23 protein-coding genes are annotated in these 25,012 nt (G+C 37.0%); 18 read left to right on the top strand and 5 right to left on the bottom strand.

Annotated features, from left to right (window positions below; genetic code table 11):
* Positions 1–2: 2 nt before the first annotated feature.
* From ABTV07_RS18565 to ABTV07_RS18550, 4 genes are all read left to right on the top strand, one after another.
* On the top strand, positions 3–2,885 hold the full coding sequence (locus ABTV07_RS18565; RefSeq protein ID WP_433745188.1) for a hypothetical protein: 2,883 nt from the start codon (positions 3–5) through the stop codon (positions 2,883–2,885).
* Positions 2,876–4,912, top strand: a complete 2,037-nt coding sequence (locus ABTV07_RS18560; RefSeq protein WP_433745185.1) for a hypothetical protein — start codon at positions 2,876–2,878, stop codon at positions 4,910–4,912. The genes ABTV07_RS18565 and ABTV07_RS18560 overlap by 10 nt, the downstream gene beginning before the upstream one ends.
* Positions 4,913–5,590: 678 nt before the next feature.
* A complete protein-coding gene (locus ABTV07_RS18555; protein ID WP_433745182.1) occupies positions 5,591–6,178 on the top strand; it encodes a transposase in 588 nt (195 codons plus the stop codon).
* Positions 6,148–7,680, top strand: a complete 1,533-nt coding sequence (locus tag ABTV07_RS18550) for a YifB family Mg chelatase-like AAA ATPase (protein WP_433745179.1) — start codon at positions 6,148–6,150, stop codon at positions 7,678–7,680. The genes ABTV07_RS18555 and ABTV07_RS18550 overlap by 31 nt, the downstream gene beginning before the upstream one ends.
* A 49-nt stretch (positions 7,681–7,729) precedes the next feature.
* Here the strand turns inward: ABTV07_RS18550 and ABTV07_RS18545 are convergent, their stop codons facing one another.
* Entirely contained in the window at positions 7,730–8,470 is a 741-nt protein-coding gene (locus ABTV07_RS18545; protein WP_433745175.1) for an HI0074 family nucleotidyltransferase substrate-binding subunit, read from the bottom strand.
* Between the two features lie 228 nt (positions 8,471–8,698).
* On the opposite strand from ABTV07_RS18545, the gene ABTV07_RS18540 reads away from it, so the two are divergent.
* Complete coding sequence (locus ABTV07_RS18540; RefSeq protein ID WP_433745172.1) at positions 8,699–10,519, top strand: SEC-C metal-binding domain-containing protein; 1,821 nt, start codon at positions 8,699–8,701, stop codon at positions 10,517–10,519.
* A 233-nt stretch (positions 10,520–10,752) separates the two neighbouring features.
* On the top strand, positions 10,753–11,547 hold the full coding sequence (locus ABTV07_RS18535) for a PGN_0703 family putative restriction endonuclease (RefSeq protein WP_433745169.1): 795 nt from the start codon (positions 10,753–10,755) through the stop codon (positions 11,545–11,547).
* Positions 11,548–11,733: 186 nt separating this feature from the next.
* Here the strand turns inward: ABTV07_RS18535 and ABTV07_RS18530 are convergent, their stop codons facing one another.
* Positions 11,734–12,822, bottom strand: a complete 1,089-nt coding sequence (locus ABTV07_RS18530; RefSeq protein WP_433745168.1) for an ATP-binding protein — start codon at positions 12,820–12,822, stop codon at positions 11,734–11,736.
* Between the two features lie 422 nt (positions 12,823–13,244).
* Here ABTV07_RS18530 and ABTV07_RS18525 point away from each other — a divergent pair, with 422 nt between their 5' ends.
* The 10 genes from ABTV07_RS18525 (at position 13,245) to ABTV07_RS18480 (ending at position 18,864) form a co-directional block, all read left to right on the top strand.
* Positions 13,245–14,117, top strand: a complete 873-nt coding sequence (locus ABTV07_RS18525) for a hypothetical protein (protein ID WP_433745165.1) — start codon at positions 13,245–13,247, stop codon at positions 14,115–14,117.
* Positions 14,092–14,466 (top strand): hypothetical protein, encoded by a 375-nt coding sequence (locus tag ABTV07_RS18520; protein ID WP_433745162.1) that lies wholly within the window; start codon positions 14,092–14,094, stop codon positions 14,464–14,466. The genes ABTV07_RS18525 and ABTV07_RS18520 overlap by 26 nt, the downstream gene beginning before the upstream one ends.
* A 79-nt stretch (positions 14,467–14,545) precedes the next feature.
* A complete protein-coding gene (locus ABTV07_RS18515) occupies positions 14,546–14,722 on the top strand; it encodes a hypothetical protein (RefSeq protein ID WP_433745160.1) in 177 nt (58 codons plus the stop codon).
* A gap of 342 nt (positions 14,723–15,064) precedes the next feature.
* Complete coding sequence (locus tag ABTV07_RS18510; protein WP_433745157.1) at positions 15,065–15,331, top strand: hypothetical protein; 267 nt, start codon at positions 15,065–15,067, stop codon at positions 15,329–15,331.
* A gap of 17 nt (positions 15,332–15,348) precedes the next feature.
* Entirely contained in the window at positions 15,349–15,648 is a 300-nt protein-coding gene (locus tag ABTV07_RS18505) for a DUF6804 family protein (RefSeq protein WP_433745154.1), read from the top strand.
* 293 nt (positions 15,649–15,941) lie between these two features.
* The gene (locus ABTV07_RS18500) at positions 15,942–16,664 is read left to right on the top strand and encodes an NERD domain-containing protein (RefSeq protein ID WP_433745153.1); all 723 of its coding nucleotides are present in this window, start codon (positions 15,942–15,944) and stop codon (positions 16,662–16,664) included.
* Positions 16,665–16,688: 24 nt separating this feature from the next.
* The gene (locus ABTV07_RS18495; RefSeq protein WP_433745150.1) at positions 16,689–17,291 is read left to right on the top strand and encodes a hypothetical protein; all 603 of its coding nucleotides are present in this window, start codon (positions 16,689–16,691) and stop codon (positions 17,289–17,291) included.
* Positions 17,292–17,495: 204 nt separating this feature from the next.
* A complete protein-coding gene (locus ABTV07_RS18490) occupies positions 17,496–17,891 on the top strand; it encodes a hypothetical protein (RefSeq protein ID WP_433745147.1) in 396 nt (131 codons plus the stop codon).
* A complete protein-coding gene (locus ABTV07_RS18485; protein ID WP_433745145.1) occupies positions 17,881–18,387 on the top strand; it encodes a hypothetical protein in 507 nt (168 codons plus the stop codon). The genes ABTV07_RS18490 and ABTV07_RS18485 overlap by 11 nt, the downstream gene beginning before the upstream one ends.
* 138 nt (positions 18,388–18,525) lie before the next feature.
* Positions 18,526–18,864: a hypothetical protein gene (locus tag ABTV07_RS18480; RefSeq protein ID WP_433745143.1), complete on the top strand. Its 339-nt coding sequence runs from the start codon at positions 18,526–18,528 to the stop codon at positions 18,862–18,864.
* A 101-nt stretch (positions 18,865–18,965) separates the two neighbouring features.
* Here ABTV07_RS18480 and ABTV07_RS18475 read toward each other — a convergent pair whose 3' ends face one another.
* A complete protein-coding gene (locus tag ABTV07_RS18475; protein ID WP_433745141.1) occupies positions 18,966–19,097 on the bottom strand; it encodes a hypothetical protein in 132 nt (43 codons plus the stop codon).
* 103 nt (positions 19,098–19,200) lie between these two features.
* Complete coding sequence (locus tag ABTV07_RS18470) at positions 19,201–19,680, bottom strand: sigma-70 family RNA polymerase sigma factor (protein WP_433745139.1); 480 nt, start codon at positions 19,678–19,680, stop codon at positions 19,201–19,203.
* 259 nt (positions 19,681–19,939) lie between these two features.
* On the opposite strand from ABTV07_RS18470, the gene ABTV07_RS18465 reads away from it, so the two are divergent.
* A complete protein-coding gene (locus ABTV07_RS18465) occupies positions 19,940–20,431 on the top strand; it encodes a competence protein ComK (protein WP_433745136.1) in 492 nt (163 codons plus the stop codon).
* Positions 20,432–20,526: 95 nt separating this feature from the next.
* Here ABTV07_RS18465 and ABTV07_RS18460 read toward each other — a convergent pair whose 3' ends face one another.
* Entirely contained in the window at positions 20,527–22,269 is a 1,743-nt protein-coding gene (locus ABTV07_RS18460) for an ATP-binding protein (protein WP_433745133.1), read from the bottom strand.
* Between the two features lie 208 nt (positions 22,270–22,477).
* Between ABTV07_RS18460 and ABTV07_RS18455 the strand changes: the two genes are divergently transcribed.
* Positions 22,478–25,003, top strand: a complete 2,526-nt coding sequence (locus ABTV07_RS18455; protein ID WP_433745130.1) for an Ig-like domain-containing protein — start codon at positions 22,478–22,480, stop codon at positions 25,001–25,003.
* The last annotated feature ends 9 nt before the right edge of the window (positions 25,004–25,012 follow it).

Genomic DNA, 25,012 nt, shown 5'->3' with positions numbered 1-25,012 from the left:
CGATGAAACTTAAGGCGTTGATGGCAAAGATTATTCCAGATATGGAAAAAATTCAGTCAGATGGGGAATTTCATTATAGTGAAATTGTCTTTCTTGAACATCCTGAGCAGTATCCAGAATTGGTTCTTGGAATTGAAAACCCGCATAAAACATTTGTAGGACAAAGTCATTTCCGTGGAAAAGAAAAGAGTGTCATCTTTTACGGAATGGTGTTTAAGATTATAGATCTGAACGAAGATGAAAACACGGGTCAATTTAGGATCCAATATACTCCTAAGAAGGAATCTAAAGAAACCGTTTTAGCGTTTGATAAGAAATATGAAGTTTTCTTTGATAAACCGAAGCCAAAATGGAACCGTAAAGATAAAAAATGGGAGATTACTAATAGTTTAGATCGCGCTGCCATTGGTGTTGTTAATACAGGTGTATTTTACCTTAATGTGTATAAAGGTGATTCAAAGACATCAGTTAATCAGGATTTTTATAAAGTTTGTATTCTTCCATCTTCTTTATCTTTTGCAGTGTATAGAGAAATGATTAATGAGATCTTAAATATTCAGAAAGAGTTAATAATGGAGGAAGGTACTTCTAAGCAATCTATTCAGGCGGCTTGGAAGTTTGCATTAAAGGATATAGAGGAAGTAGTCAATAAAATAGAAGGACCACTGTTGCATATTAATAAGAAACCAAAAGTCAAATTGCAGGAAAGCTATGTAAAAGTTCCAATCAGAAATATAAGAAAATATAATTCTAAGACGATGTTGAACCTTTTATTCAATCAGGGAAATAGCAAGAGTTTGTCGACTCAGTTGACTGAAAGCAACGATATTTATGAAAATAGGATGATATATTTTAGTCTAATGCACTTAAAAAGTTATGTTGAAACCTTTCGAAGTTACATTCGAGACAAGTTATTAAGAAAGAATAGAGAAATTAATGAGCAAATGAATCAACTTCTAAATCGTTATAGGGTGGATTCCATTACCCAACTAGAAAGGTTGGTTAGAAATTTTTATTATGGTAATACAAGACAAACTTTTTATCAAAACATGATAAAAAACCTTCATCCTTATAACAATGAAGATGAAGAGACGATTGAAGTAGAAGTGCAGTTGTCGATTAACAATTCCTTGGATTATAAAATGAGTTTTATTAATGGCAGACTTGTTTCTGAATATGAAGGACAGGTGCCTCCTAATCCAGCTTTTCCATTGGATTATAAATTCAATGGAAGGAATTTATACTACTCCTTAGTTCATAGGAATAATAAACCTATAATGATAAAAGGAAGAAAAGGAAGTCTAAAGCTACTAACACATGATTTAAACCAGCACGACTTTCTCTATAATTGCCTAAACGGGATTAAACAGCCAACAGTCATCCGTATTCATGCAGTTGTCCTTAAAAATACCTATCATGATAATGATCCACTACGAGGCGGCAGAATCAAAATACCTGCAACAGGTGAATATTATCCTAATCTATATGAATATCCATTAAGGATTGTTAAATTGAAAGGGATAAATGGAGTTAGAATAAGTGGCCATATGGAATCTGGGGAAATTATAGAAAATTTGTTTAGTCAACATGGGACTTTTCCGATGAGGGAAGAAACATTGGAGCAGATTAAAAGCACCAAGCTCAAAAAACATAACAGTTTAGAACAACTGAAAGACTTAAATTCTCATGAAGAAATAGTAGATTGCATCTTAAAAAGAATAGATCGATTTCTTCATCTTCCTGTATTTAAAGTGATCCCTTTTAATAAGGAACAATGGAGATTGACACAAATCTTTATAAGTGACCAACATTACTCTCTTATATGGAAGCTATTAAGAGGCCTCGATAAAAAATACGAATTTACCGCGGACTTTGATGATTCTGATCTTGTCGTGAAAAAGACGGATCAATTATATGAATACTGGATTTTAATAGTTTTACTCAAACAATTGACTGACACAAATTGGAAAATAGTTGGAGGTGAAACATTTAAGAACTTAATACAGCGCTTTCTACAGAAACAAAAGCCAAGTTTGCCAGCAAATATAGAGGGAGTGACAATTGAACTGGAGCATGAGGGAAAAACCAGCTTTATGCTAGACCAAATAAATCAGATTGATTTAGAAGGTTCTGTGTATATTGAAAAAATAGTATTGAAGATTTATTTTAATGAACTGATAGGCGGGAAAAGGCCAGACTATGCTTTCGAGGTGAATGTTAAATTGGTTAAAAATGGAAAGTCTACTTCTCTTTCCAAATGGTTTTATTTAGACGCCAAATATCGGAATTACGATAATCAAGGAGGCTTGCCTATTTGGTACAGTGACCTCAATCAATATGCTATTGAAAAATATTGTAATCACTATCTTCAAAAAGGACAACCATCCCATGCTTCCTTTCTTGTGCATCCTGATATGAATACTAAATATTTTTATTATGGCGGCTATTTAAATGAGTCAATGAAAAAGGCGCTTAAACCTATTCATGACGGAAATGATGACAGAAATCCTAGACATACTTTCGGCTCGTTTGGTTGCATCCCTGGACAAACCATTCAATTAAAGACTTTTATTAGAATGTTATTGGAATATCATTTTATCCAAGCAAATACACCTTTTATTTGCTTTGAATGTGGGAGTAATGACACTATTATTCGACAGAAACCAACGAGAATGGATAATACCAAATATCATATTACATGTAGAAGTTGTGGGGATTTTTGGGTGCGTACTCATTGTGATATTCATGGCCATAAATTAGTGAAGCATCTCTATGCGAATTATCATAAGGAAGAGTATAGTACTTACCCATGGTATGTAAAATGTCCTGTTTGTAACTTAGTTGATGAATACAACGATTTTCAAGGAGGAAATCCATGCATTTAGAATTATGGCTTGACGAGAGTGGGGATTTTGAAAATGATTATAAAGCGCATTTAAACCCATCTCTTGTTGGTGGTGTGTTAATCAAAAAAGATAGAATAACAGAAGGGTTGGCTCATCAGATAATTGGAAAAGATTTTGTCCATTTTAATCAGGAACCTTCTGAATATCACCTCGAAATATTAGAAAAGCTGAAGAATTATCAAACGGAATTTGTTGTTTTTCAAAATAAGGAACGCGTAATGATTATTGATAGTGATACAACTTATCTAAATGTCCTAGCTGAAGGAATTATCCAATTATTATTACAATTATCTGCAATTGTTGGAGATTTCGATTTAGATATTATCGTTGCAACTAGAAAGAATATGATTAAGGGGCATGGAATTATTGCTCATGATGAATATGAAAGAAGATTACGAGAGCGAATTATTTTGGGTTTGGCGAAGAAAGCTTTAACTCGTAAAAACAAATGGAAGTACAATGTTTATTTCGATGATGCTAGAACAAGCTATAAGCTAATGTTGGCAGATGGGGTTTGTAATGCCTATTTAACAAGAACATCTTCAAAATTTGGAAATACCCAACAATCTATAATTGAAGAGTTTTATAATAAAGACTATCTGTTTTCCTTTTATGAAAATTCAGTGGAATATGAATTAAAGCGGTCGCTGGTAGAAGGGAAATTAAGTGAAGTAATTTTTGAATGCTTTTTGGAAAAGGATCTAAAGCAAAGAAACTTTCTCTTGGAAGTAGCGTTAAAGAGATTATCTGACTTAGATGAGTATGGTCAAAGGGTGCAATTACTTGCTATTTCATCTAAGGTAGAAACTTTAGTGAAAATTGACCGGAGTTATTTACTAATTAAGCCGGTATTAATACAATTTCAGCAAGAACTGTTTCCAAGACTAAAAGAACTAAATATTAATATCCCAGAGTTTCATTTAGATATTATTTTGTATTTGTACACTCTTTATACTCATGAAGGAAGTATTGAAGCGGAAACGCAGGATCAGTTATTTCTAGCAGAACTTAATCATGTTAAGGATATTATGATTAAGTTGAAGTATTTTCATTTATACAAGCTTCGAAGATCTATACATCAAAAAAATATGTTAAACGTTTTAGAATCCATTAAAGATAATTCAAAGGCCATCTCAGTATTTGAAGAAATTATTCAAATGTATGAGGTTTTAGATCAAGACCTTGGAATGAGACAAGAGACCAGTCTTATGTTTGAGGAGTTAGGAAAGGCTTATGGATCTCGTGGCCAGGCATATACAATGTTAATTCATCAAAATCAAGACCTTTTACAGAAAGCTATTGCTGATTTTGATCAGGCACTAAAGCATTTTTCATTTAAAAAAGACAAGGACAGGCAGTATATGTATAAAAGTTTAGCTTATTGCGAAGGATATCAGTTTAAAAACTCTCTTGATTATTTATTCAAATCTTGTAATTTAGAAGGAGAGAGTTATCGAGAGCTAATAAGACATATAAAGGGAAAAGAACTGGTTCAAACTATCTTTAAAATACATGGTTATTTTAAAATAATGGCCACAGCAAAAGCAGCAGGGGAACACCAACTTGCAGATGAAATGTATGATGTGTTGATAATAGAAGGTATGGATTTTTACTCATTGAGTAAAAAATGGAAGGATCCCCACCCAATTCAATTTATCTACTGGAATATGGCCAATTATTTATTCTTAAAAGGAAAGTACAAACAAAGTATGAAGTATTTAGATAAAGCAATTGAAATTTGTGATGTCCCTTTGAAACAAGTGACGATAAAGATGATTCAATTAGGCTTGTTGGCTCATAAAATATTGATATTGAAAAAAATTGGTAAAAATAAAGAAGCGGCTGTTGTACAAAACGTATTAAACGATCTTTATTATTCGTTGGAAAAGTCTGATATTCACAAAACGGTTTTCAGTCATATGCAGGATATGGGGATTGATTGTGTTGATGGTTTTGATGGTGAACAGTTACCAAAGATTATTCGGTTAGCTAGTAGTATCAATTAATAAAAAAACTTGTAATTTCTTCATCGGAATAAAAAACATGTGTTGTTACTTATTATACATCTGATCTACAACTTTTGTTTTTATATTTTTGAGTAGACTATATAATGTGAACCTATTTCTATTTTTCGCCCTTCCATTAAGAAGGGTTATTTTACTTAAGAATATCGGTGCCTGACCCCCGGCACTGCAAAGTGCTAAAGCGGTTGTTTGCGGACTAATAGAACGTAGCATTCTAGAAATACGGGGACGGTTCTTAAAGGGGTCAATCGGAAGTTTTGCGCGAAAAAAGGCACAACTAGGCTGCGGTTCTAGTTGTGCCTTTTTCCCATATTTCGGATTCGATCTATCCGCAAAATTTTTGATTGCCAAGAAGACTGAAGTCGCGGAATAACGGTGCCTGACCCCCAGCACAGTAAAGCAATGAAGTGATTAATTTTAAAGGTTAACCTAGCAGGAAAAAATCAGCTGGGTTATTTTTGTTTCTTTAGCATGAAAATTGATAATGGATGTAAAGAGAATGATAGTCATGAGTACCTTGTAACTGGCGCCAGGACTTACCCACCGCCGCTTGCAGGTCTGATTTGGATTTTATTAATAAGGATTGACGAACTGAAATTTAGAGGATAAAATAGGTGATAATTAATGCGAACAAACGTTCTTTTTGGAAGGAGAGATGTGATGTCTAGGAAGCACCGAATTTGGTTTCCTGGAGCTATCTATCATATTACCGCTCGTGGAAACCGCCGGATGAACATCTTTATGGAAGACAATGATTTCATCACTTATTTAAAGATCCTCGAAGATGTCCGCCAACAATACCCTTTTATCCTTCACAGTTACTGCCTCATGAACAATCACCTTCATCTTCAGTTAGAAACCATTTCTCATCATATTAAAATCATCATGAAAGAGATTCATTCACGTTACGCTGTTTACTTAAACCGCAAATTAAGAATGGTTGGCCACGTGTTTCAGGGGCGGTATGGAGCAAGTTTGATTCAAGAAAACGATTATTTCCTCGAAGCCAGCCGATATATTCACCGTAATCCTTTGGAGGCGAATATGGTCAAATGTCTAAGTGATTACGCTTGGAGTAGTTATCCCGCCTATATCCACCTAAGTCATCGAAATCCCCATATTGAAACTTCTAAAGTTCTCTCATTTTTCAAGGAACCTGTCCATGAGTCTTATAAAAAGTATGTGGAAACTCCAATAAAGAGTAAGGAGGAAAAGTCGTGTCCGCAAACGTCGCAAGTATTGCCTTAAAAGGGATGGAAGGCTATAAGATTCAAGTGGAAGTGCGAGTAATGGAGGGAAAGGAATCCATAGTCATAGTCGGTTTACCGGATGCATCGGTCAAAGAATCGAAGGACCGAATTACGGCTGCCCTTCACTCTATGAATGTAGATCTAACCAACAAACGGGTGATCATCAATTTATCGCCGTCAGAAGAAAAGAAGAACGGTCCTCTCTTTGATCTGCCAATGGCGCTCGGGATTTTGATCAATACAGGGGAGTTGAAGAGAAGACTGCCTCTGAATACCGCGTTTTTAGGTGCATTGTCGCTTGATGGGACAATCAAACCATGTGAAGGGATGCTGCCGTCCGTACTCTCTGCAAGGAAATTGGGAATAAAAACGATTTATTTGCCGTTTGCTCCCCATCTGCCCTTGTTGGAGTTTGACGATTTAGAAGTTGTCTATGCAGCATCTTTACATGAAGTCATTGAATTGCTGTCGGGCAAAAAGACGCTACCGCTATTTCCTAAACCCATTGCCCTGGCCGAAAAGGAAGAAATGCATATGGACTTTGCTCAAATTATCGGACATTCCCATGCGAAGAGAGCAATGGAAATTGCAGCTGCTGGCGAACACCATTTATTTATGACGGGGCCGCCTGGATGCGGGAAAAGTATGCTTGCCGAGAGCTTTCCGTCCATACTCCCTCCACTGACCAAAGAAGAACAGTTTGAGGTAATTAGTTTATACCAATTAAGTACAAGTTCTTGTGCTTTTTCTAATCGCCCTCCGTTTCGTCACCCTCACCATTCCGCTTCTGGCGTTTCCATCATTGGTGGTGGGCAGCATCCAAAACCGGGAGAAATTTCTCTCGCTCATCGAGGCGTTTTGTTCCTCGATGAAATGGCTGAGTTTACAAAGAAAACGCTGGACATGCTGAGGCAGCCATTAGAAAGCGGTCGGATTACGATTAGCCGTGCTCATTCCACCGTCAATTATCCCGCTTCCTTCCTATTAATTGGAGCTATGAACCCTTGCCCTTGCGGCTATTTAGATTCCAATCAACACTATTGTACTTGTTCACCAAAGCAAATCATTGCCTACCAGAATCGGCTCTCAGGTCCTATTCGTGACCGTTTTGACATAAATTTGTCATTATCGCCCGTCAACTTTAAAAAGCATTTAGGAAAAGAAGAAGAACCATCGGAAGCAGTCCGAAATCGGGTTGTCCAAGCTAGAAAACGTCAATATGACCGTTATGGAAAGGTGGTATGTAATGGAAGGATCGATTATCAGACCCTCATACGAAAAAGCCCAATCTCATCAACTGACCTCCAACAGCTCCATACTCTTTCATCAAAAAAAGACTGGAGCAACCGCACCCAGGTGAAAATCATCCGCTTGGCTCGAACCATTGCAGATTTAGATGCAACCGACAATATAACTGAAAAACATCTATTTGAAGCAATGAAGTATCATAGCAGGACAGGTGAAGAAAAGGGAGAAGTTTTTATGGTGGGGGAGAGGTAGAAAATGTTAATGGGAGAGAAAACTGGTTAGTTATCTCTCCCCATTAACATCATTGATCTATTCTTTTCTTTAACTCGGTGATTAGAGAATCAAATAAGTGAATATAATCATCTTTAATATGTTTATAAATCTCCATCGCAATGGCTTCATCATATGTATTGGATGTTCTGTTTCGATCTTCCAACATTTTAAGCCAAGCGTCGTCTTTTGTAATTAATCCATTTTTAAAAGCCTCTCTAATCGTTTTTCTAGGGCTGGCAACTTCTAAAACACCGCTAAATTCTAAGAAAGCTTTCATGATCTTCCAGGAGAGTTCATAGGTGAATTCAAAACGTTGGATATTAGCGTCGATGACGATATCGTCTTTGGTTGCATCCCTTTCCAAGGATTCATGAAGCTTCTTGATGGCACGTTCTAAATCAATCAATCTATCACTTATCTTGTTCATATTTCCCACCACTTCTCCCTTGGAATTTGTTGAAAAAATGGTTACACCTTCACTATCTATATAATTTTTTAGTTTACTATTGCTTATTTTATGATAATCAATGACATCGACTGTATGAATAATGTTTGCTTCCGATAGGTCATCCTTAATATTTGTAGTAATATCAGAACCGTGTCTAGTCACTACAGCAAGATCAATATCAGATGTAATTTTATAATCACCACGAGCTCTGGATCCAAATAAAATGACTCTTTCTACTTCCTTTGTGTAATTTTTAAATATATTAATAATGGTATAAAAAGCGTCATTCGTTAATCCGTATCTATTTACATTACTTTTCATCGAATGAGCAGCCTCCCTTGAGTAAACCTTAACCACTTCCTACTCACATTATAGTCCAATGACGCTTTTTTAACCAAATATATTGGGACGCAGGGGACAGGTTCCTTGTCCCAAAATTAATAAGGAAAACTGTAGTTATAATAAATTCTTCTTTATAATAGAGGCAACAGGTTAAAACGATGGGACAAGGAACCTGTCCCTCTATTTGTAAAAGGAGGTTGTGTTTTAATGCAGGTTGATAGAAACGATCTTTGTCCGTGTGGAAGCAGGAAGAAATTCAAAGATTGCTGTGGTTCAAATGTGGTTGCTATCTCGAGTTTTCTTGAATCTGAGATTAGTGAAATACAGAACCAAATTATTGATTACGGATTGACTCGTTATGGAGATGAGATAGAATCTTACCTGGTAGAAGTAATGGAAGAACTACCTTTAGAAGCAGAATCACATGAATTTTTGACTATGATTTACACCATCTGGATAATTTTGTTCGAAAAAATGGAAGATAATCAGACAATCATTGAATCATTTATAGCGGAAAAAGAAACATATATGATTCGACCGAGGCTGCAGCGGATTTTAGAGAGTTGGACAAGCCCTGTGATTCTTGCTGGAAGGTTGGAACGGTTTGAGGGCTGCTATGGTACCCTGGTAACGACTATAGAAGAAAAAAAGTATGAAATAGAATTAATAGATGTGATCCCGGAGTCAGATAAGTCATATATATTGGGGATGGCTGTACCTTATGAGGAGAAGTATGTTTTTTACCCTATGCCTTTGGAATTTGATAATGTGAATCATGAAGATCTTGAAGCCTTTCTTGATGACGTTTTCCTTGAATCCGGCTGTTTTTCTGAACAGGAATTTTTGATTGAGAATTTCTTTGATCTCATGAAGACCATTCCAATTATGGGGCAGGAGCTTGATATTAAACTGTTGAACTTAGGAAATCCGGTTTATGAAGAAGTCCTTTCTATTTTTAAGAAGAAAATGGAGGAAACGGGAGAAAAGATTAAACTGATTAATGCTGGAATCAGTTGTTGGGGAGCCTATTGTGAGCATCACAAAAAGCGAATTAAAAATCCATCTATTTATGCAGCAGCTTTACATTATTTAATCAACGTAAATTTCGACTCCATCCAGCCGCTGACACAAAAGGATATCGCCGGTTTATATGGTGTATCTCATTCAAGCATTTCATCGATTTACGCTGATTTGTCGAATTTTCTCGAGGAAATATCTAAGGAAGATGACATGGGAGTGGAGGATTACCTGGATTGGTTCGACATGGATGATGACGAGGGATCGGATGATTTCATGTTCTTGGAGGAAAATCCCTTTTCATTTGATGACCTCGATTCAGCTGAAGAGCAAGCGCAGGAGCTTCTTTATGAAGCATTTGCAAGTATAGGGGCAAAGCGTTATCGTCTTGCAGAACAATCTCTTGAAATCTGTCCAATGGCCGATGCCTATACCATTTTAGCTGAGAAGGAAAAGAGCCCTGAGAAAAAATTAGCGATGTACCAAAATGCCCTAGAATTAGGATTGGAAGAGTTGGGCGGCCCAAAATTCTTTATGAAACATAAAGGACACTTTTGGGGATTGATTGAGACAAGACCTTATATGCGGGCTAAACTTGAAATGGCCAATACACTGCGTGAACTTGGAGAAATAAACGAAACTATAAACCATTACCAAGAAATGCTGGAACTTAATGAAACGGATAACCTAGGAGTGAGGTATCTCCTATTTCCACTATTAGTAGAAATAAAGAAATGGAAAGTGGCTAAACAATTACTGAATCATTATAAAGAAGAAACTAGTACCCACCTTTATAATGAGCTGCTGCTGGAAATGTTGGAAAACGGAGAATCAGACCATGCAAAAAAGCTGATGAAAAAAGCACAAAAAGCCAACCCATTCATATTGGAATATCTGATGGGCAATATGAAAGTCCCTAAAAAACAGCCAACCTCCTACTCCATGGGAGACAAAAACGAAGCGATTATCTACCTCCAGAGCCACCAGCACCTTTGGCCCCGTGGGACATAGGGACAGGTTTTTTGTCCCACTTAATTAATTGAATATATGATTAAAAAGGGATCTGTGCTTATAGTCGGATCCCTTTTAGAATAGTATGAATTTGATACAACTGCCACTCAATACTCGAGAGTCAATGGTATTAATATAAATGATAAGGAATGTAAGTAGTTTTACTTGAAATGAGATTTTAAGAAGCATTGTGTAGAAGCAAAGGAATGTAAATAAATTCAAGGAGTGAACTTATGCTGTCAAAAGAAATGATAAAGGGGAAAATCATTCGACAATTCAATGAGAAAAATATGGGGTTACTTGATTCTGTAGGCTACTTTAAACGAATAGAAAACAATTTAATCGATGGAATGATGGTGAATGATTTTTTTAATGATTTACACAAAGGCAGTGGGAATGAATTGACTCAAAAGTTCCGGGCCATTCACTCTTCATCGGCACTAGTAGTGAACCATTTTGCTATCTTTAAAAGAGAAATTGAAAAGTTGAAACTATTAGGATTTGATCAATTCATTGATTTGAAATTTGAAGAGAAAATGCCCACTGGATTGAGGGGGACTTCCCCTAATTTAGATGTTGTAATAACTAATAACAACTACATATTCGGTATTGAGTCGAAGTATCTGGAGCATTGCCAACGAAAAAAAGCTTCATTTTCAAGCGCTTATACTAAGGAAAAGTTACCTTTTTTACGAGATGGTTGGTTTCAATTAATAGAGAAGTATAGAAATCAATATTCTTACTTAGATACAGCGCAGCTAATCAAGCATTCAATAGGTTTGTTAAATCATAAAGGCAATAGAAAACCTGGGTTAATCTATCTTTTTTGGGAACCTGAGAATTATTATGAATATGATTTGTTCAGAACTCATAGAACTGAGATAGAGTTGTTTTCACAGGGAATGAAGGGTTTGGGAATTGATTTCTATTGGTTGAGCTATTTAGATTTGTGGAACGAATGGGATGCAAATGTTGAGTTAAAAGGACTATCTAAGCTATTGAGGGAACGATACCTCTTGAAAATATAGAGGGAAAATATGGGGATGGTTCCCATGCTTCTTTTTTCATATATGGAAGCAGAAGAAGTACCGTTTTACAACTGCCTTTGCACCTTTAAAATGATAAAATATCTATGACAGTAATAATAAGGGGGTCCCGATTTATATCGCGATCCCCTTTATTATGGGTGGGACAAGGAGCCTGTCCCTCTGTCTCTAATATTTAGCCGGAAGATTTATTGTGAAGCAAGTCCCCTTATTCAACTCGCTCTCAATAACGATTTGTCCACCCATCTGCTTCACGATATGGTGGCATAATGTCAGCCCCAGTCCAGTTCCTTTTTCTTTGGTAGAGTAATAGGGGCTCCCCAGTTTCTTTATTTGTTCCTCGGTCATTCCTACACCATTATCTTCTATATGAATGGATACAAAGCCATTGGATTGATTGGCTGCCGATATCGTGATTTCCCCTTCACTTTTGATCGCTTCAATCGCATTTTTGATGATATTAATCAGTACTTGTTGAATTTCTAGTTTAAACCCCACAATTTCAAGAGATTCTTCCACTTGATGTGTGATATGAATGCTGTTCAAAACGGCGTAAGATTGCATGACATTAATCGATTGATGGATGACGGATGTCAAATCAATAGTCTCAAAAGGATTGGTTTGCGGTCTTGCAAGATCCAGATATTGAGTGATGATTCCCTGCGCCCTGTCTAACTCCTCTATGGAGATGGTTATGTACATATCCTGTTTCTCTGTTAAGCTTTCATTCTGCATTAGCTGCATAAATCCGCGAACGGAAGTCATCGGATTGCGGACTTCATGTGCCACTGAAGCAGCCAGCTGGCTGACGACATCCATCTTTTCCCTTCGGATCAGCTCCTGCCTCATCTCCATTTGCTCATTCATGTTTTCAATTAAATAAATGATAGCGATAAGCGTTGCTAAAATAATAGAAGAAGAGCTTACCTCAAATATGGTTTGGGGATAGTCTCCTTTTAATAGAAGAAAGATACCTCTAGTGATTGGAATCATCAGATAAACCAAGCTGATCACAATGACTTTTCCTTTTATTCTATAGCGATGAAACAGAGGGGTCACAGCCAGCAGCAATAGACAAAATATTGTATAATTCCCTGCCAAAATCACCAGCTTGGGTCCAGTGAATAGTCCGGTTATGAGCAGGGCGAAAACAGCTGCAAATCCTGCCCTTTTTCCTCCGTATAAAAAAGACAGGATGATGGGAACGACTTTAAAATCATACTTATAAACTTGTGAATAAAGAACCGGCTCACTCATCGTAAACACCAAAATTACAAGCATGCATACGAAAAATTTAGACCATACACTTTTCCTTTTCTCTTCTCTTTCATAAAAAAAGACTTGATAGATTAAGATTGTAAAAAGAATAAATACCACATGTAAGCACAAGCTCTGGATAGATTCCCACATACAAACTCCTACTTCCTTTATTTACCTCATTTATTTGGTTTCGACAAAAAGTAGGAAAATCCTTGTCCAATGAAAAAATACATGTGGGACTTGGGGACAGGTTCCTTGTCCCAGGCTTCGCACGCCGCATGTAATAATAAGGGGATCCAGGTTTATAGCGGGATCCTCTTTATTGTGGGTGGGACAAGAAACCTGTCCCTCTGTCTCAGTAATGGTATTAAAAGGAAAATGTCATATATACATAGAATAATAGAGGCGGGAGGATGTTTATGAGAAGGATATTTCATTTAGGGTGGGTTGCATTAATTATTTGTTTGTTCTTGGCGGGGTGCAGCGAGGATAATGAAGAGGCTGCTACCAAGCCTAAAAATGAACAAAAAACGGTGGTTGATAAAAAGGAAGAACCGCCAGAAAATAGCTCTGATCAGATTGTGGAAAAAGGGACTCCGGAATGGGATTTTCAGCAGATCATCAAATCCGTTAATGATAACGATGAAGCTGTATTTATGAGTTATCAAAACAAGGATAATCCTATTTTTTACAAAGAGCAAAAAAGATGGATTGAAGAGGCTGTTTTTAAAAAAGGACAAGGGTCTTCGTTAACGGTGGATTTTGAGAATTTTGAAAAGGAGTCAGATACAACGGGAACTGTCACTCTTAAAGTCGATATGACTGCACCTGGTAATGGCTCTTCAACGAATTATATCAAGTACCAGACAATAAAGGTGAATGATAAATGGCTCCTTAATGATGTTCCATTTGAAGAAATGAAGTCTGAGACGGAAAACATCACGGTTTACTATAACAAAGGAGAGGAAGAGGCAGCCAAGAAGACGTTAAAGGATGCCACTGACATAGTGAGTTTTTATAAGAGGAAGTTCAACTGGAATCCAGGTCCTTTGTCCATTAAACTTTATCCGACTCCAGGAGAGGTTTCTGCGACTGTTCCTTGGGTATCTTTAGCAGGGTGGAACGAAGTTGGGGAGTCAATCAAAATCACAACCGAGCTCACTCAAAGGATATTCTCCTTCTTGGCGCATGAGTTAACCCACAAAATGCTGGGAGACGTGACAAACGATAATGCAAGCATCTACATCCAGGAAGGATTCGCGTCCTTTGGAAGTATCCGTTTATCGGGATGAAAACGGAGCGGTCCAATTTGATCCTGATAAGGCTAAAGAAATGACAAAACTATCTCTTCAGACAAAAAAATCCGTGAAAACAATAGAAGAGCTTGGAAAAATCGACTACACCGATCCGGAAGGCTCTATGTATCGTGATGGTTTCTTACTATCCAATTACTTAATAGAGACCAATGGATTAGATAAATTCCTTCAGATGCTTCATTATCTCTCAAGTTTTGAATATATAGATAAACGGGGAGAGCACAAGATGGACCAAACACAGGGAAGAACGGTCGAAGCCATTGAAAAAACATATGGTCCTGCAGGAGATGTGTCAGCTAATTGTCAGGCGTTTTACTTGAAATAAAAAGTGCAGATGCCAAAACATGTCTAAGTGCATATGATTAATGTAGTCTTAAATTACTAACACTGATGAGGAGAACATGATGGCGAAAATCATTCCTTTCCCCAAACCAAAAGGTAATCTGACGTTAGAAGAAACAAGAGAATACGAGCAAATCAAAAAAGAAATAGATGAGATTAAGGGCTTAAGAGATTTGTTCATCTGTAGACGGAAAGTAAAAGACTTCTTAAAGAAAATAGAAGAAAGAAATCAAAAATAGGTACGCGGGGACAGGTTCCTTGTCCCAGGTATATAACCAAAGTAGTAATAATAAGGGGATCCCGGTTTAAATCGGAATCCCCTTTATTATGGATGGGACAAGGAACCTGTCCCTCTGTTTCATAAGGTGCCTGCACCCGGATCTTACAAGATATTTTATACTGAAATACCGCTTCGAAAGTTTAAAATACAGTCAGAAATACCAATTCATATCAATGGTTAATGGGAATTCTTTATTAGGTAATTAGTGGTATTTTATTGATGTTATCAATCCAAATTTGGAAGTAATGTATAATTGGATTGGTAAATTTGAAGTGTTCTTGGTGAAAGGGGGGAACAATGAATGAACAATGCTGAAGCTAACGAACTCACAATGGATACTACAAAAGTAAAAAGCAAATTAATTACTGCTGGATTCTACATTGGGTTGGCATCAATATTACTTGCAGAGTTAGGAATCGTGCCACTTACGGGTTTTATTATTTCTATTATCGGTTTAGTAAAATACGATAAGGAGAAAAATAAAGGACTTTGGATGGGGATTGTTGGGATGATTTTAAACTTCCTTTATCTTTTATCAAATGCTCATATGAACGGTCATTTGGGTTAGAATAGGAGAATTGAATTTTGAAATTTTATTTACTTGGCCGAGTACTGATTATAATTTTTGTTTTTATTGGAATCCTTAACCAGCCATACACTTATTATGAATTTTTACGACCTTTTGTCTTTATAATATCTATCATACTTACAATCCAAGCGTTTAAAAAAGTATCTAAGACAGGATATGAATATTTATACTTGTCTTCAGCTATCTTATTTAATCCAATACTGCCTATATATGCATCTAGAGATACTTGGCTTTTATTTAATTCAATAACTGTAATATTATTCGCAATAAGTTTGGCAGTAGATAAAAATACATAAGGGATAATTAGGCACTGGTAATTTATCAGTGCCTATAGTTATGTCTAAATCTCCTCAAATTCCAATACCCCATGTACAGCTGCCTCAAATGCACTTCAACTAATTACTAACCAATTATTGTAAAGTGATGATACTATTAAAATAGTAAAAAATTCTAATTTTAAATGGGAGGTAACATGATTGGAATGATGAAAGGGTTGGCAGTCACTTTTTTTGTGGTAATTTTTTTAGCAATCATTTTTAAGGAGTCTCTGCTGCTATTTTCATTGATGATGTTGGCGGGGACTATTCTATTGAAAGTCAAGTATCCGGTCATTAAAGGTGCTATTGGGGAGTGGGTGGTTAACCGTGCATTGGAGAAGCTTGGAGCAGATTACTCCCTGCATCATGATATATATGTGCCGGACGGGAATGGAGGAACTAGCCAGATAGATCATATTGTAGTCTCCCCATTTGGAGTATTTGTGATTGAAACGAAGCATTATCAAGGTTGGATTTTCGGAAAGGAAAATCAACAGTATTGGACACAGGTGATCTATAAAAGAAAAGAAAGATTATACAATCCAATTTGGCAAAACCAGGGGCATATACAAGCGTTGTCAAAGTATTTGAACAGTGACGAGTTCAGGCATATACACTCCATTATAGCTTTTTCTAGGCAATCGACCTTGAAGTTTGAAGATGATTTTAAGTCTGCCAGGGTCGTCAAATTCTCGCAGCTAAGTAAAACAATCAATGAATGGAATCAGCCAGTTTTAAACCCAATAGAACAGAAACGAATCAATGAAGCTATTGGTGAATTAACTTTTGAGGATTCGAAGGTCAAAAAACAGGTGAAGAAATTACATATAGAACGAGTTAGACAAAAAGCCATGACAAAAAGGGTAGTGGAAAAGCCCAAGGGAAATAGTTGCCCAAGGTGTAACGGGGAATTATCCATAAAAAAGGGGAAGTACGGGGGATTTTACGGATGCAACAACTTTCCAAAGTGCAGATATACTCAAAAAATATCTTAAAGAATTAGTGGGGGTGGAATCAATATGCTTCATATAGAAGAAATTCTCCAAGAACTTTCAAAAAAGAGACCTATTTTTCGTTCCGAAGAGGATTTTAACCAGTCGTTGAATGGCTTACTCAAATCTCATTACGGCAATTGTACTTCGAAGGCTAAAGTAAATGGAATCAAAGTGGACTTAATGATTGAGAACGGCGATGAGGAAATTTTGATTCAACTTAAACACAAAACGAGAAAAATCTCCGTTATGGTTGATGGGGTATCCTTCGATTTAAAAAATCACGGCGCTCAAGATCAATTTCGCTATGATTATCTAAAAGACGTGAAGAGTTTAGAACCATTATGTTTAGACAATCCGGTAAGAAAAGGTTACGCTATCCTGCTTACTAATGACCATCTGTATTGGCAAAAACCAAACAAGGTGGATTCAGTAGACAAAGATTTTCACCTGAATGAAGGAAGATCAATTTCTGGAACACTTGTATGGAGCAGCACGGCTGGGAATGGTACAACCTCCAGCAGGGAGGAGCCAATTGAATTAAAGGGTCATTATAAAATGAGTTGGTACAATTATTCTGCCTTTAGATCCCAAGATTCTGAGTTTAGATGTTTGGTTGTGGAAGTATAAACGTTACTAATTACCTATAAAAAAGCACTCTTAACTCACCGTGATGAGCTGAGATGTGCTTTTTTTATTCAATTTTAATTGCAGAATGATAAGATCTAAGTGAAAATTTTCAATTGGTGAGGAATGAATTAATGAACCCGAAAATATAATTTATCATGTCACTCAGTGACACGTACAGTTCAACAAGATAAGGGGGATTTTTTGATGGAAGTATTTCATTTAATGGAGAGGGCATATCCTAAGCGAGAAGTATCTCGAGAAAAGCACAACGTTTTTTTGGTAGATGGAGTAAAAATTTATGCATTATCTTCAAAGGAGCATTCATCTAGTTCATATTTGTATTATTGGTTTACGTTCTTAACAAGCTTATTAGAGGAATCTGATAAATTATGTTTATTTGCTACTAATGCAGGTGTTTACTTTGAGATAGACAAGGAATGTATTAAAAGGCTTGCGTATTTTAAAGGAAATAAGCATGGAAGAAACTTCATTGAAGTGCATACAGATGACAAAGGGACTCATTTCAATTTAGTAGGGAAAAAAGGAAAATCTTTAAGCATTACTCCTAATAGAATAGGATTGAGTAATTATGGAGAATAATTTGGTTGATTTTGAAATCATTGAAAAACTAGAAGATAAATACTTGGGGATAACTACTATAAATAATGGTCCGGAAGAAAATAGATTACTAAACATTGAAAAGATAATTAAATCTTTAAAACAAAAATTAATAGAAGTAAGTACTGATTATTCTGAACTGCTTAAAGTAATTGCTAATGATGAAACCGATTTATCATTTGATATAGAAATCACAGAAGGAATGATAAAACAGAGTTATTTGACTTTGAAACCTTTAAATAATTCATCGGTTGCATACTCTCTTCTCCCCTCGGAAGACACCGAAGATATTAAGATTATCTTTCCAGAGCCGATTGGAGAAGTGACAACTGCTTATTCCAAACGATACAATCGGCTAAAAGTAAGAGGGGTAATAAGGTTTTTTTATGAAGAATTTGGATTGATGCCTTACTCTATATTGACATTTACAAAGCTAACTCAAAAAAAGTATAAAATAGGTATAAAAAGTAAATTCTAATCAAATAACTTTAAAATAAAATTTATTAGGGGAGATTAAGTTGAATCTTCCAACTGACTATCTAATATTTCCTAATTATTAAAATTTTTCAATTATTTTACAACACCTGTGTTACAATCCCTTTAGGGGTGATAACGGATGGATAATAAATTACTTAAGAGAAATATTGCATCGGCTGGGGTATGGTTTGTAGGGGAATATACCGGTCTGATATTGGAACAATTCAATAGGCTGGAGAGTGACAAAAATTATAAAAATAATTTCATAGAAACAATTTTCCATCAACAAGGAAGAGATAAAGATCTTGGAGGTACAAGAACAAGGGTCAATGCTGTTATGCGTATTATTAAGAGTAATCAGGCAAAGGAAGCACTTGAGTATGTTGTTCATTCCAGTAGGTTGGAAATAGGAGAACCGAAAGCAGTGCAAAAAGCACAGGATGCATTGACGAATATTAGCTTGAAACGATTGAGTTAACATTCCACCCATCTCGACATTTTCTCTAAAGAATTAGTTGAAGCACGGGAAAAATCCCGTGCTTTTTTTTACGTCTTAAGGAAATGGACATATTGTTGAAGTTATTTATCTTTATCCTTAAAAATGCTTTTCTTGATATTTTCTATATCTTTCTCAAACTCCATCATTTTTTGGTCAAATTCATGGTCTTTTTTCTTTATTTCCTCTGACAGACTATCCTTTTCTTTTCCCATCAACGAAGCTCCTTTCTATGCTTAAGTAAATCCTAAGATTTGTTTACTTAAAGACTTTAGATTATACGTTTATTTGAATCGATTATGAGAATTATGATGTCTTTTAGGACCTTATTTTTTCTTTTGCACCGGCACGCCATTTCTTGACTGTAGAAATAGACACTCCTTCCTTAGCAGCAATCTCCTTAATGGCTCTTCCTTCAAGAAACGTTTCAATGACCCACTTTGTTTGATTTGGCGTCAACTCAGTGCAGTAGGTTAATAGTGTTTCTTTATCGTTCAAATTTACGTTCAGAGTGTGATGTTCATTTTCAATAGAATTCCAATATTCTTCTTCTGGATAGACTAGGGTGTCAGTTCGCTTAGTGGCAGCAGTCAGCTCCTTCATCATTGTTCCTTTGATGCTGGAATAAGCGTATCCCGTGAAGCTCCCTTTAGTGTGGTCAAAGTCCATCCAAGCTTTCCATAGGGAGATGAGTCCGGTTTGGTAGAATTCATCTTTGTTTTTGTAAATATGAAGAGTATTCATGATTTTGTGGATCAGAGGTGTATATTGCTTTTGTATTTTTTCAAAAGAGTCCATTCCGAGTCCTCTCGGGAATGGCCGGCCTTCCGTGTAATCCAATTGGTTGGTTCAACTATAAAAGAAAGGGAGAGGCCAGGACAAAGTGCTGAAAATCAAATTTGCTATAGGAGAATTTGTCATTTTGTCCTGGGGATTTAGGGGATTGCTTAGCGAAAAATGAATAAAATTACATAATTTTGTAAATATTCTGTTTATAATTATTGGAAGATAATGTATAATTGATTTGTGTATAAAATGAAGATTAAGAGGAGGAGTCATGAAGGTAAATAACGAGTACCTAGCCACAAATGAAACAATGGCATTATCCCCTATTCAACATCCAACGTATCAAACAGAAATTCATGATACAGATGGAATAATTTATTCGACACAAACACCAATGGATATCCTAAGGGAATCCTGCATACTAAGAGGCTCGAGCTATGATGGCAGAATCCAATCAGTTCGTGCTCTGTACAACTTCTCCTATAAAACACCACTGCTGCTCTGCCAAATGGATAAGCTTTGTGCCTTTCCCATCATGTCGCCAGCCTCGAGGGAAAATGTGTGGATTTTCCCAAACCACATCAAGTATTTTCATCAAACCAAAAACAAGGTCTCCGTCACATTTCTAAACGATTTAAAGATGGAAGTGGATTGCACTCATACAGTCTTTACAAAGCAATTTGGAAAAGCCGTCGTCTGTCAAAGCTTCTTCCTGAATCCTGAAGTTCACAGACAAAGGAGGAGAGAGTTAAAGAATAAATAAAAAATGGGACGGCGGGGGACAGGTTCCTTGTCCCAGTTTTAAGCACCGCATTTAATAATAAAGGGATCCCGATTTCTGTCGGGATCCCTTTTTTATTATGGGTGGGACAAGGAACCTGTCCCTTTGTCTCTTGGAAGAAGGAAGGTGACTGCGGTTCCATGGTTAAGTTTGCTTTTGACGCTAATTTCCCCATTGTTGTCTTTAATGAGTTTGAAGCAGATGGTCAATCCGATGCCGGTTCCTTTGTCCTTGCTTGTGAAGTAGGGTTGGCCGATTTTGGCTAGTCTTTCTTTGGTCATTCCATTTCCATTGTCGATGATTCTTACTCTTGCAAAGGATTGGTTTGAGTCTAGGATGATTTTTACTTTTCCCTTTTCCCCAACGGCTTCTAAGGCATTTTTCACAATATTAATAAAGACCTGTTTAAAGTGCATTTGGTCCATCCGTATCCAACGTTCTGAAGGGAGACGGTTTTCCAAAATGATCTCTTTGTTTTGTTTATTTGCCATTGCCTCAAATAACAGGTGAAGATTCTTCGATTCATGGATGATGCCAATGGGATCGCTTATTTTAGCAGTACCGACTTGAGCCTGTGGTTTTGAAAGAAGCAGCAATTCCTTCAATACTTCGTTGATCCGGTCAATTTCCTCGATCACGATTGATTGAAGGGGAGATTTAGGTGCTTTTTCATGTGACAATTGAAAATACCCGCGGATGGTCGTTAATGGATTTCGGATTTCGTGGGCAACACTTGCCGCCATATCTCCAAGAACTTTGTATTTCTCAGAAGCAATGAGCAATTGTTCATTTTGCTTTTCCTCTGTTACATCCACCCCGAAATAAATGGTGTAATAATCTCCATAGTAATCATGAAGTATCCTGTTTTCCCATCGAATTAGATGAGTTTCTCCTCTTTCGTCCTTTAAGTGATGAATTCCCGCATACTCAGATTCTGGCATTTCCAACTGTTTGAAAGAAAATTCTTTTCCGAGGATGTCTTTTTTTGAGATAAGAAAAAGGCTGCAAAAAGCGTCGTTCACCTCTACGATGCGATTTTCCCTATCTTGGACTAATAAGTAGTGGGGATTGATTTGCATAATCGATTGAAGCAAACCTGTCTGCCTCTCTAGTGTTCGATTCATTTTCTTCATTTGCGACGATTGCATTTGGAAAAAACCAATAAATAATATCATGGCGATAAATATCGTATTTAAACTTGAGAAGTATAAAGGAATTACAAAAAAACCACTAAGTACGCCGTTTATAAAGATGAGCAGGGAAGAAAGGACCAATGTCAGATGGAACTTTCGAGATCGAACATTTTTAAGCCATAAAGTGATGATCAACAAATAAATTGAATTAACAAAAACAAAGATGACATCGATTTTAAACGTCCAGTTAAGCTTTCCGTATAAAGGAAGCATATAGGAAGGCGAAAATTTTTCTGCATTAATATGGGCATACCCAGCAATTCCTAAATCGGTAAGGTTCACCGCATAAACAAAAATACTAACAATGAGGCAAAAAATTAATCCGAACCTATTCATTTTTTGGACGTTTTTGTTTTGTGAAGCTTCCTTGACTAGCAGATATGCAAAATAATAGACAGCTGGCATGACAAAAATGGTTCCCACCCGAAATAGGCGAAATAAAATATCAACGGTGTGGGCGCCTAAGAGCGGTTCTGCGTATAAAAAGGAAATATCGGCCTGCCAAAATGAAACTGTTACAAGGTACATGGAAAGGGCCCTGGTTAGTATCGAATTATAATAGAATAAGATGGCCGTTGAAATGAACAAGGGTATGAGAGATGCCGTCAATAATAGAATGAATTCCACGTACTTACCGCCTTTCAGGTGGGACATGGGGACAGGTTTCTCGTCCCATTTCATGGGACAAGAAACCTGTCCCTCTGTCCCGATACTACTATTTTACTATAATCAAGTGGTGGGGGGACAGTTTCATTTGCCACAATTTAGCATAGTTATGAGTAATGGTTTATAGATATAATATAAATTGGATTTTACTAGAAAGGAAGTTACATATATGAAAAAGAGTAAAAGGATGATGGGTTTATTGACAGCACTTGTTCTGTTGATGTCAATTGTCCTCTTTCCTGTGTCTCATGTGAATGCTGCAACGACAGCATCAGGCACTCATTTGAGCGGTATAATTATCTCACAGGACACTGTATGGACAAAAGAGAATTCTCCCTATTTCTTAAATGGGAAAGTAGAGATTGCCTATGGGGCGAGTCTTACAATTGAACCGGGGGTCATCCTAAAAGGAGATGGAGGTTCTTTTGATGTCTGGGGAGACCTTGATATGCAGGGAAGTGCCGATGAAATGATTTTCATGGATGGCCTCCATATCAATCCTTATGGAAAATCGAATCAAGTTGCTTCTATTAATATGGATCACGTCTATATGTATGGCGGGACGATGACTAATTATTCAATTTCAGGCGCTCAGGCCGGATACCATTTGACGAATTCTATTTTTGAGGGAACGGGGCAGCTGGAAATCGATTACCCTGATGTAGATTCCGTGGTAAATCACAACATTTTTAGTCGTTCTGCAGGACTGGATATTGGTTCTTTCTCTAGCAATACGCTGGACATCAAGAATAATTTATTCTATAAACAGCCTTATAGCAGCTATTTAATTGAGAGTATGTACAGCATTGGAGATAAGACAGTCTTCGAGAAAAATAGCTTTATTGATATAGCAAAAATCATTAAGATGCCATCTTCAAGCACTGCCTTTGATTTCAATGCAAAGAATAACTACTGGGGTGCGGCAAATCCAGATGGTTTTGCGGACAAATTTTATGATAGAAATGACAATTTGGCGTCGTCTGGATATGTGCTTTATGAGCCATATTTAATGGAACCGGATGCAGCTACTCCTAAGGTGGAAGATGTGCTGCCGATTCCTCCGACAGTCTACAATGAAGAGGAATTCAATGATAATTTGGATATGCTTGAAGGGAAGGCAGATCCAGAAGCTGATATTTTTATACAAAATGGCATTAAGACAATTGGACAAGGGAAGGCTTCACAAGATGGAAAATTTACTTTATCCTTCAACCCTCAGCCGGCGGGTTCACTTTTGACACTTTATGCGAAAAATATTCGCGGCCAAAAAAGTATGACGACGGTGCTTGTTGTACAGGCTGCACCGATGGCACCACCTTCCGTCCCTGCCATCACAACTAAAGTGACAGAGAAAACGGAATTGATTGAAGGGAAGACAGACCCGAGAGCGGTTGTTTATATACGAAATAATGGTGAGTTGATTGGGAAGGGACAGGCAGATTTAAAAGGGGATTTTTCAATAAAAATTGCGCCTCAGCCAGCCTGGTCGGAACTTGAATTGACAGCTGAAAATGTGAAAAACTTAGTCAGCAGCCCGCTCAAAGTGACAGTTGCCGATGTTACGAAGCCAACTGTCCCAGTGGTGAACCCTGTCATAAATAGCGATGTCAAAGTGACAGGTACAGCTGAACCTGGATCCATAATTAAAGTCAGGATTCAGGGAACAGGGGAAGAAAAAGATACCTTCGTTGAAGGAATTACAGATGAAAATGGACATTTCGAAGTTCCGATTGAAAAGCAAAGACCACTGACTTTTTTGTTTGTACATGCAGAAGATAAAGCAGGAAATAAAAGCGACGAAACATTTCTTGCAGTGAGTGATGGAGTGGCGCCAGTTTGGAATGATGAAACTCCAATCATGATTAAAGATCTCAGCTACGACTTTGTTTCTTTTACCATTCCAAAAGCATCAGACGATGTGACATTAGGTAACGAGATTTTTTACAATGTCTATTTGAATGACAGTGATGGCGCATATTTAAGCTTGCAGAACAAGGATACCGGCAGATTATCCTTGGAAAGCGATAAAGAATATAAATTGAGTATCGTGGTATCGGACGGAAATCAAAATAGGTCTGTTCCCAAAACCATCAAGTTTAGAACCTTAGCACGGCCGTGGGGCTTTGGCGATGTCTCAGTATATAAGGATGAAATCAACTATCTTGCGGCGAAAAAAATCATTACCGGCTATCAAGACGGAACATTCAGACCGGGAAATGAAATCAAAAGACTTCAGGCCGTACAAATGATTTTAAGGGAAAAAGGCATAGATGTTGATAAGATTTCCAATTTCAAAGATCCGCATTTTACAGATTTAAAGCCTGGGGCCTATGGCTATAAAGAAGTGGCTGTTGCTGTGGAAAAGGGCTTCATTTCCGGTAAGACCAATCCAAAGACTGGCCAAAAATACTTTGACCCATGGGCTTCCTTGACTAGAGCCCAGATGGCGAAGATCCTTGCTACTGCGTATCCTCTGGAGAAGCCAGCACAAGGAGCGGTCTTCTCAGATGTCCCACAAGGATTCTGGGGGAAAGATTATATCAATTCCTTATATGCAACAGGAATTACGACAGGCTATCAGGACGGAACCTTCAAACCGAACCTATCCATATCAAGGCAGCACTTCTCCTTGTTCCTGGCCAGATATCTAAATGAAGAATTTAGAGACATGGGGACAGGTTCCTCGTCCCATTGATAACAAATA

The sequence above is a fragment of the Falsibacillus pallidus genome, assembly GCF_050990905.1.
In the GTDB taxonomy this organism is placed as follows: Bacteria; Bacillota; Bacilli; order Bacillales; family DSM-25281; genus Falsibacillus; species Falsibacillus pallidus_A.
Note: the sequence above shows the minus strand (reverse complement) of the source record. Positions and strands in the feature narration are given on the sequence as shown.

Bases quoted from the DNA above. Each gene is read 5' to 3' on its own strand.
- ABTV07_RS18565 (WP_433745188.1), top strand. From the start codon at position 3: ATGAAACTTAAGGCGTTGATGGCAAAGATTATTCCAGATATGGAAAAA.
- ABTV07_RS18560 (WP_433745185.1), top strand. From the start codon at position 2,876: ATGCATTTAGAATTATGGCTTGACGAGAGTGGGGATTTTGAAAATGAT.
- ABTV07_RS18555 (WP_433745182.1), top strand. From the start codon at position 5,591: ATGTCTAGGAAGCACCGAATTTGGTTTCCTGGAGCTATCTATCATATT.
- ABTV07_RS18545 (WP_433745175.1), bottom strand. From the start codon at position 8,470: ATGAAAAGTAATGTAAATAGATACGGATTAACGAATGACGCTTTTTAT.
- ABTV07_RS18540 (WP_433745172.1), top strand. From the start codon at position 8,699: ATGCAGGTTGATAGAAACGATCTTTGTCCGTGTGGAAGCAGGAAGAAA.
- ABTV07_RS18535 (WP_433745169.1), top strand. From the start codon at position 10,753: ATGCTGTCAAAAGAAATGATAAAGGGGAAAATCATTCGACAATTCAAT.
- ABTV07_RS18530 (WP_433745168.1), bottom strand. From the start codon at position 12,822: ATGAGTGAGCCGGTTCTTTATTCACAAGTTTATAAGTATGATTTTAAA.
- ABTV07_RS18525 (WP_433745165.1), top strand. From the start codon at position 13,245: ATGAGAAGGATATTTCATTTAGGGTGGGTTGCATTAATTATTTGTTTG.
- ABTV07_RS18515 (WP_433745160.1), top strand. From the start codon at position 14,546: ATGGCGAAAATCATTCCTTTCCCCAAACCAAAAGGTAATCTGACGTTA.
- ABTV07_RS18510 (WP_433745157.1), top strand. From the start codon at position 15,065: ATGAACAATGCTGAAGCTAACGAACTCACAATGGATACTACAAAAGTA.
- ABTV07_RS18495 (WP_433745150.1), top strand. From the start codon at position 16,689: ATGCTTCATATAGAAGAAATTCTCCAAGAACTTTCAAAAAAGAGACCT.
- ABTV07_RS18490 (WP_433745147.1), top strand. From the start codon at position 17,496: ATGGAAGTATTTCATTTAATGGAGAGGGCATATCCTAAGCGAGAAGTA.
- ABTV07_RS18485 (WP_433745145.1), top strand. From the start codon at position 17,881: ATGGAGAATAATTTGGTTGATTTTGAAATCATTGAAAAACTAGAAGAT.
- ABTV07_RS18480 (WP_433745143.1), top strand. From the start codon at position 18,526: ATGGATAATAAATTACTTAAGAGAAATATTGCATCGGCTGGGGTATGG.
- ABTV07_RS18475 (WP_433745141.1), bottom strand. From the start codon at position 19,097: ATGGGAAAAGAAAAGGATAGTCTGTCAGAGGAAATAAAGAAAAAAGAC.
- ABTV07_RS18470 (WP_433745139.1), bottom strand. From the start codon at position 19,680: ATGGACTCTTTTGAAAAAATACAAAAGCAATATACACCTCTGATCCAC.
- ABTV07_RS18465 (WP_433745136.1), top strand. From the start codon at position 19,940: ATGAAGGTAAATAACGAGTACCTAGCCACAAATGAAACAATGGCATTA.
- ABTV07_RS18455 (WP_433745130.1), top strand. From the start codon at position 22,478: ATGAAAAAGAGTAAAAGGATGATGGGTTTATTGACAGCACTTGTTCTG.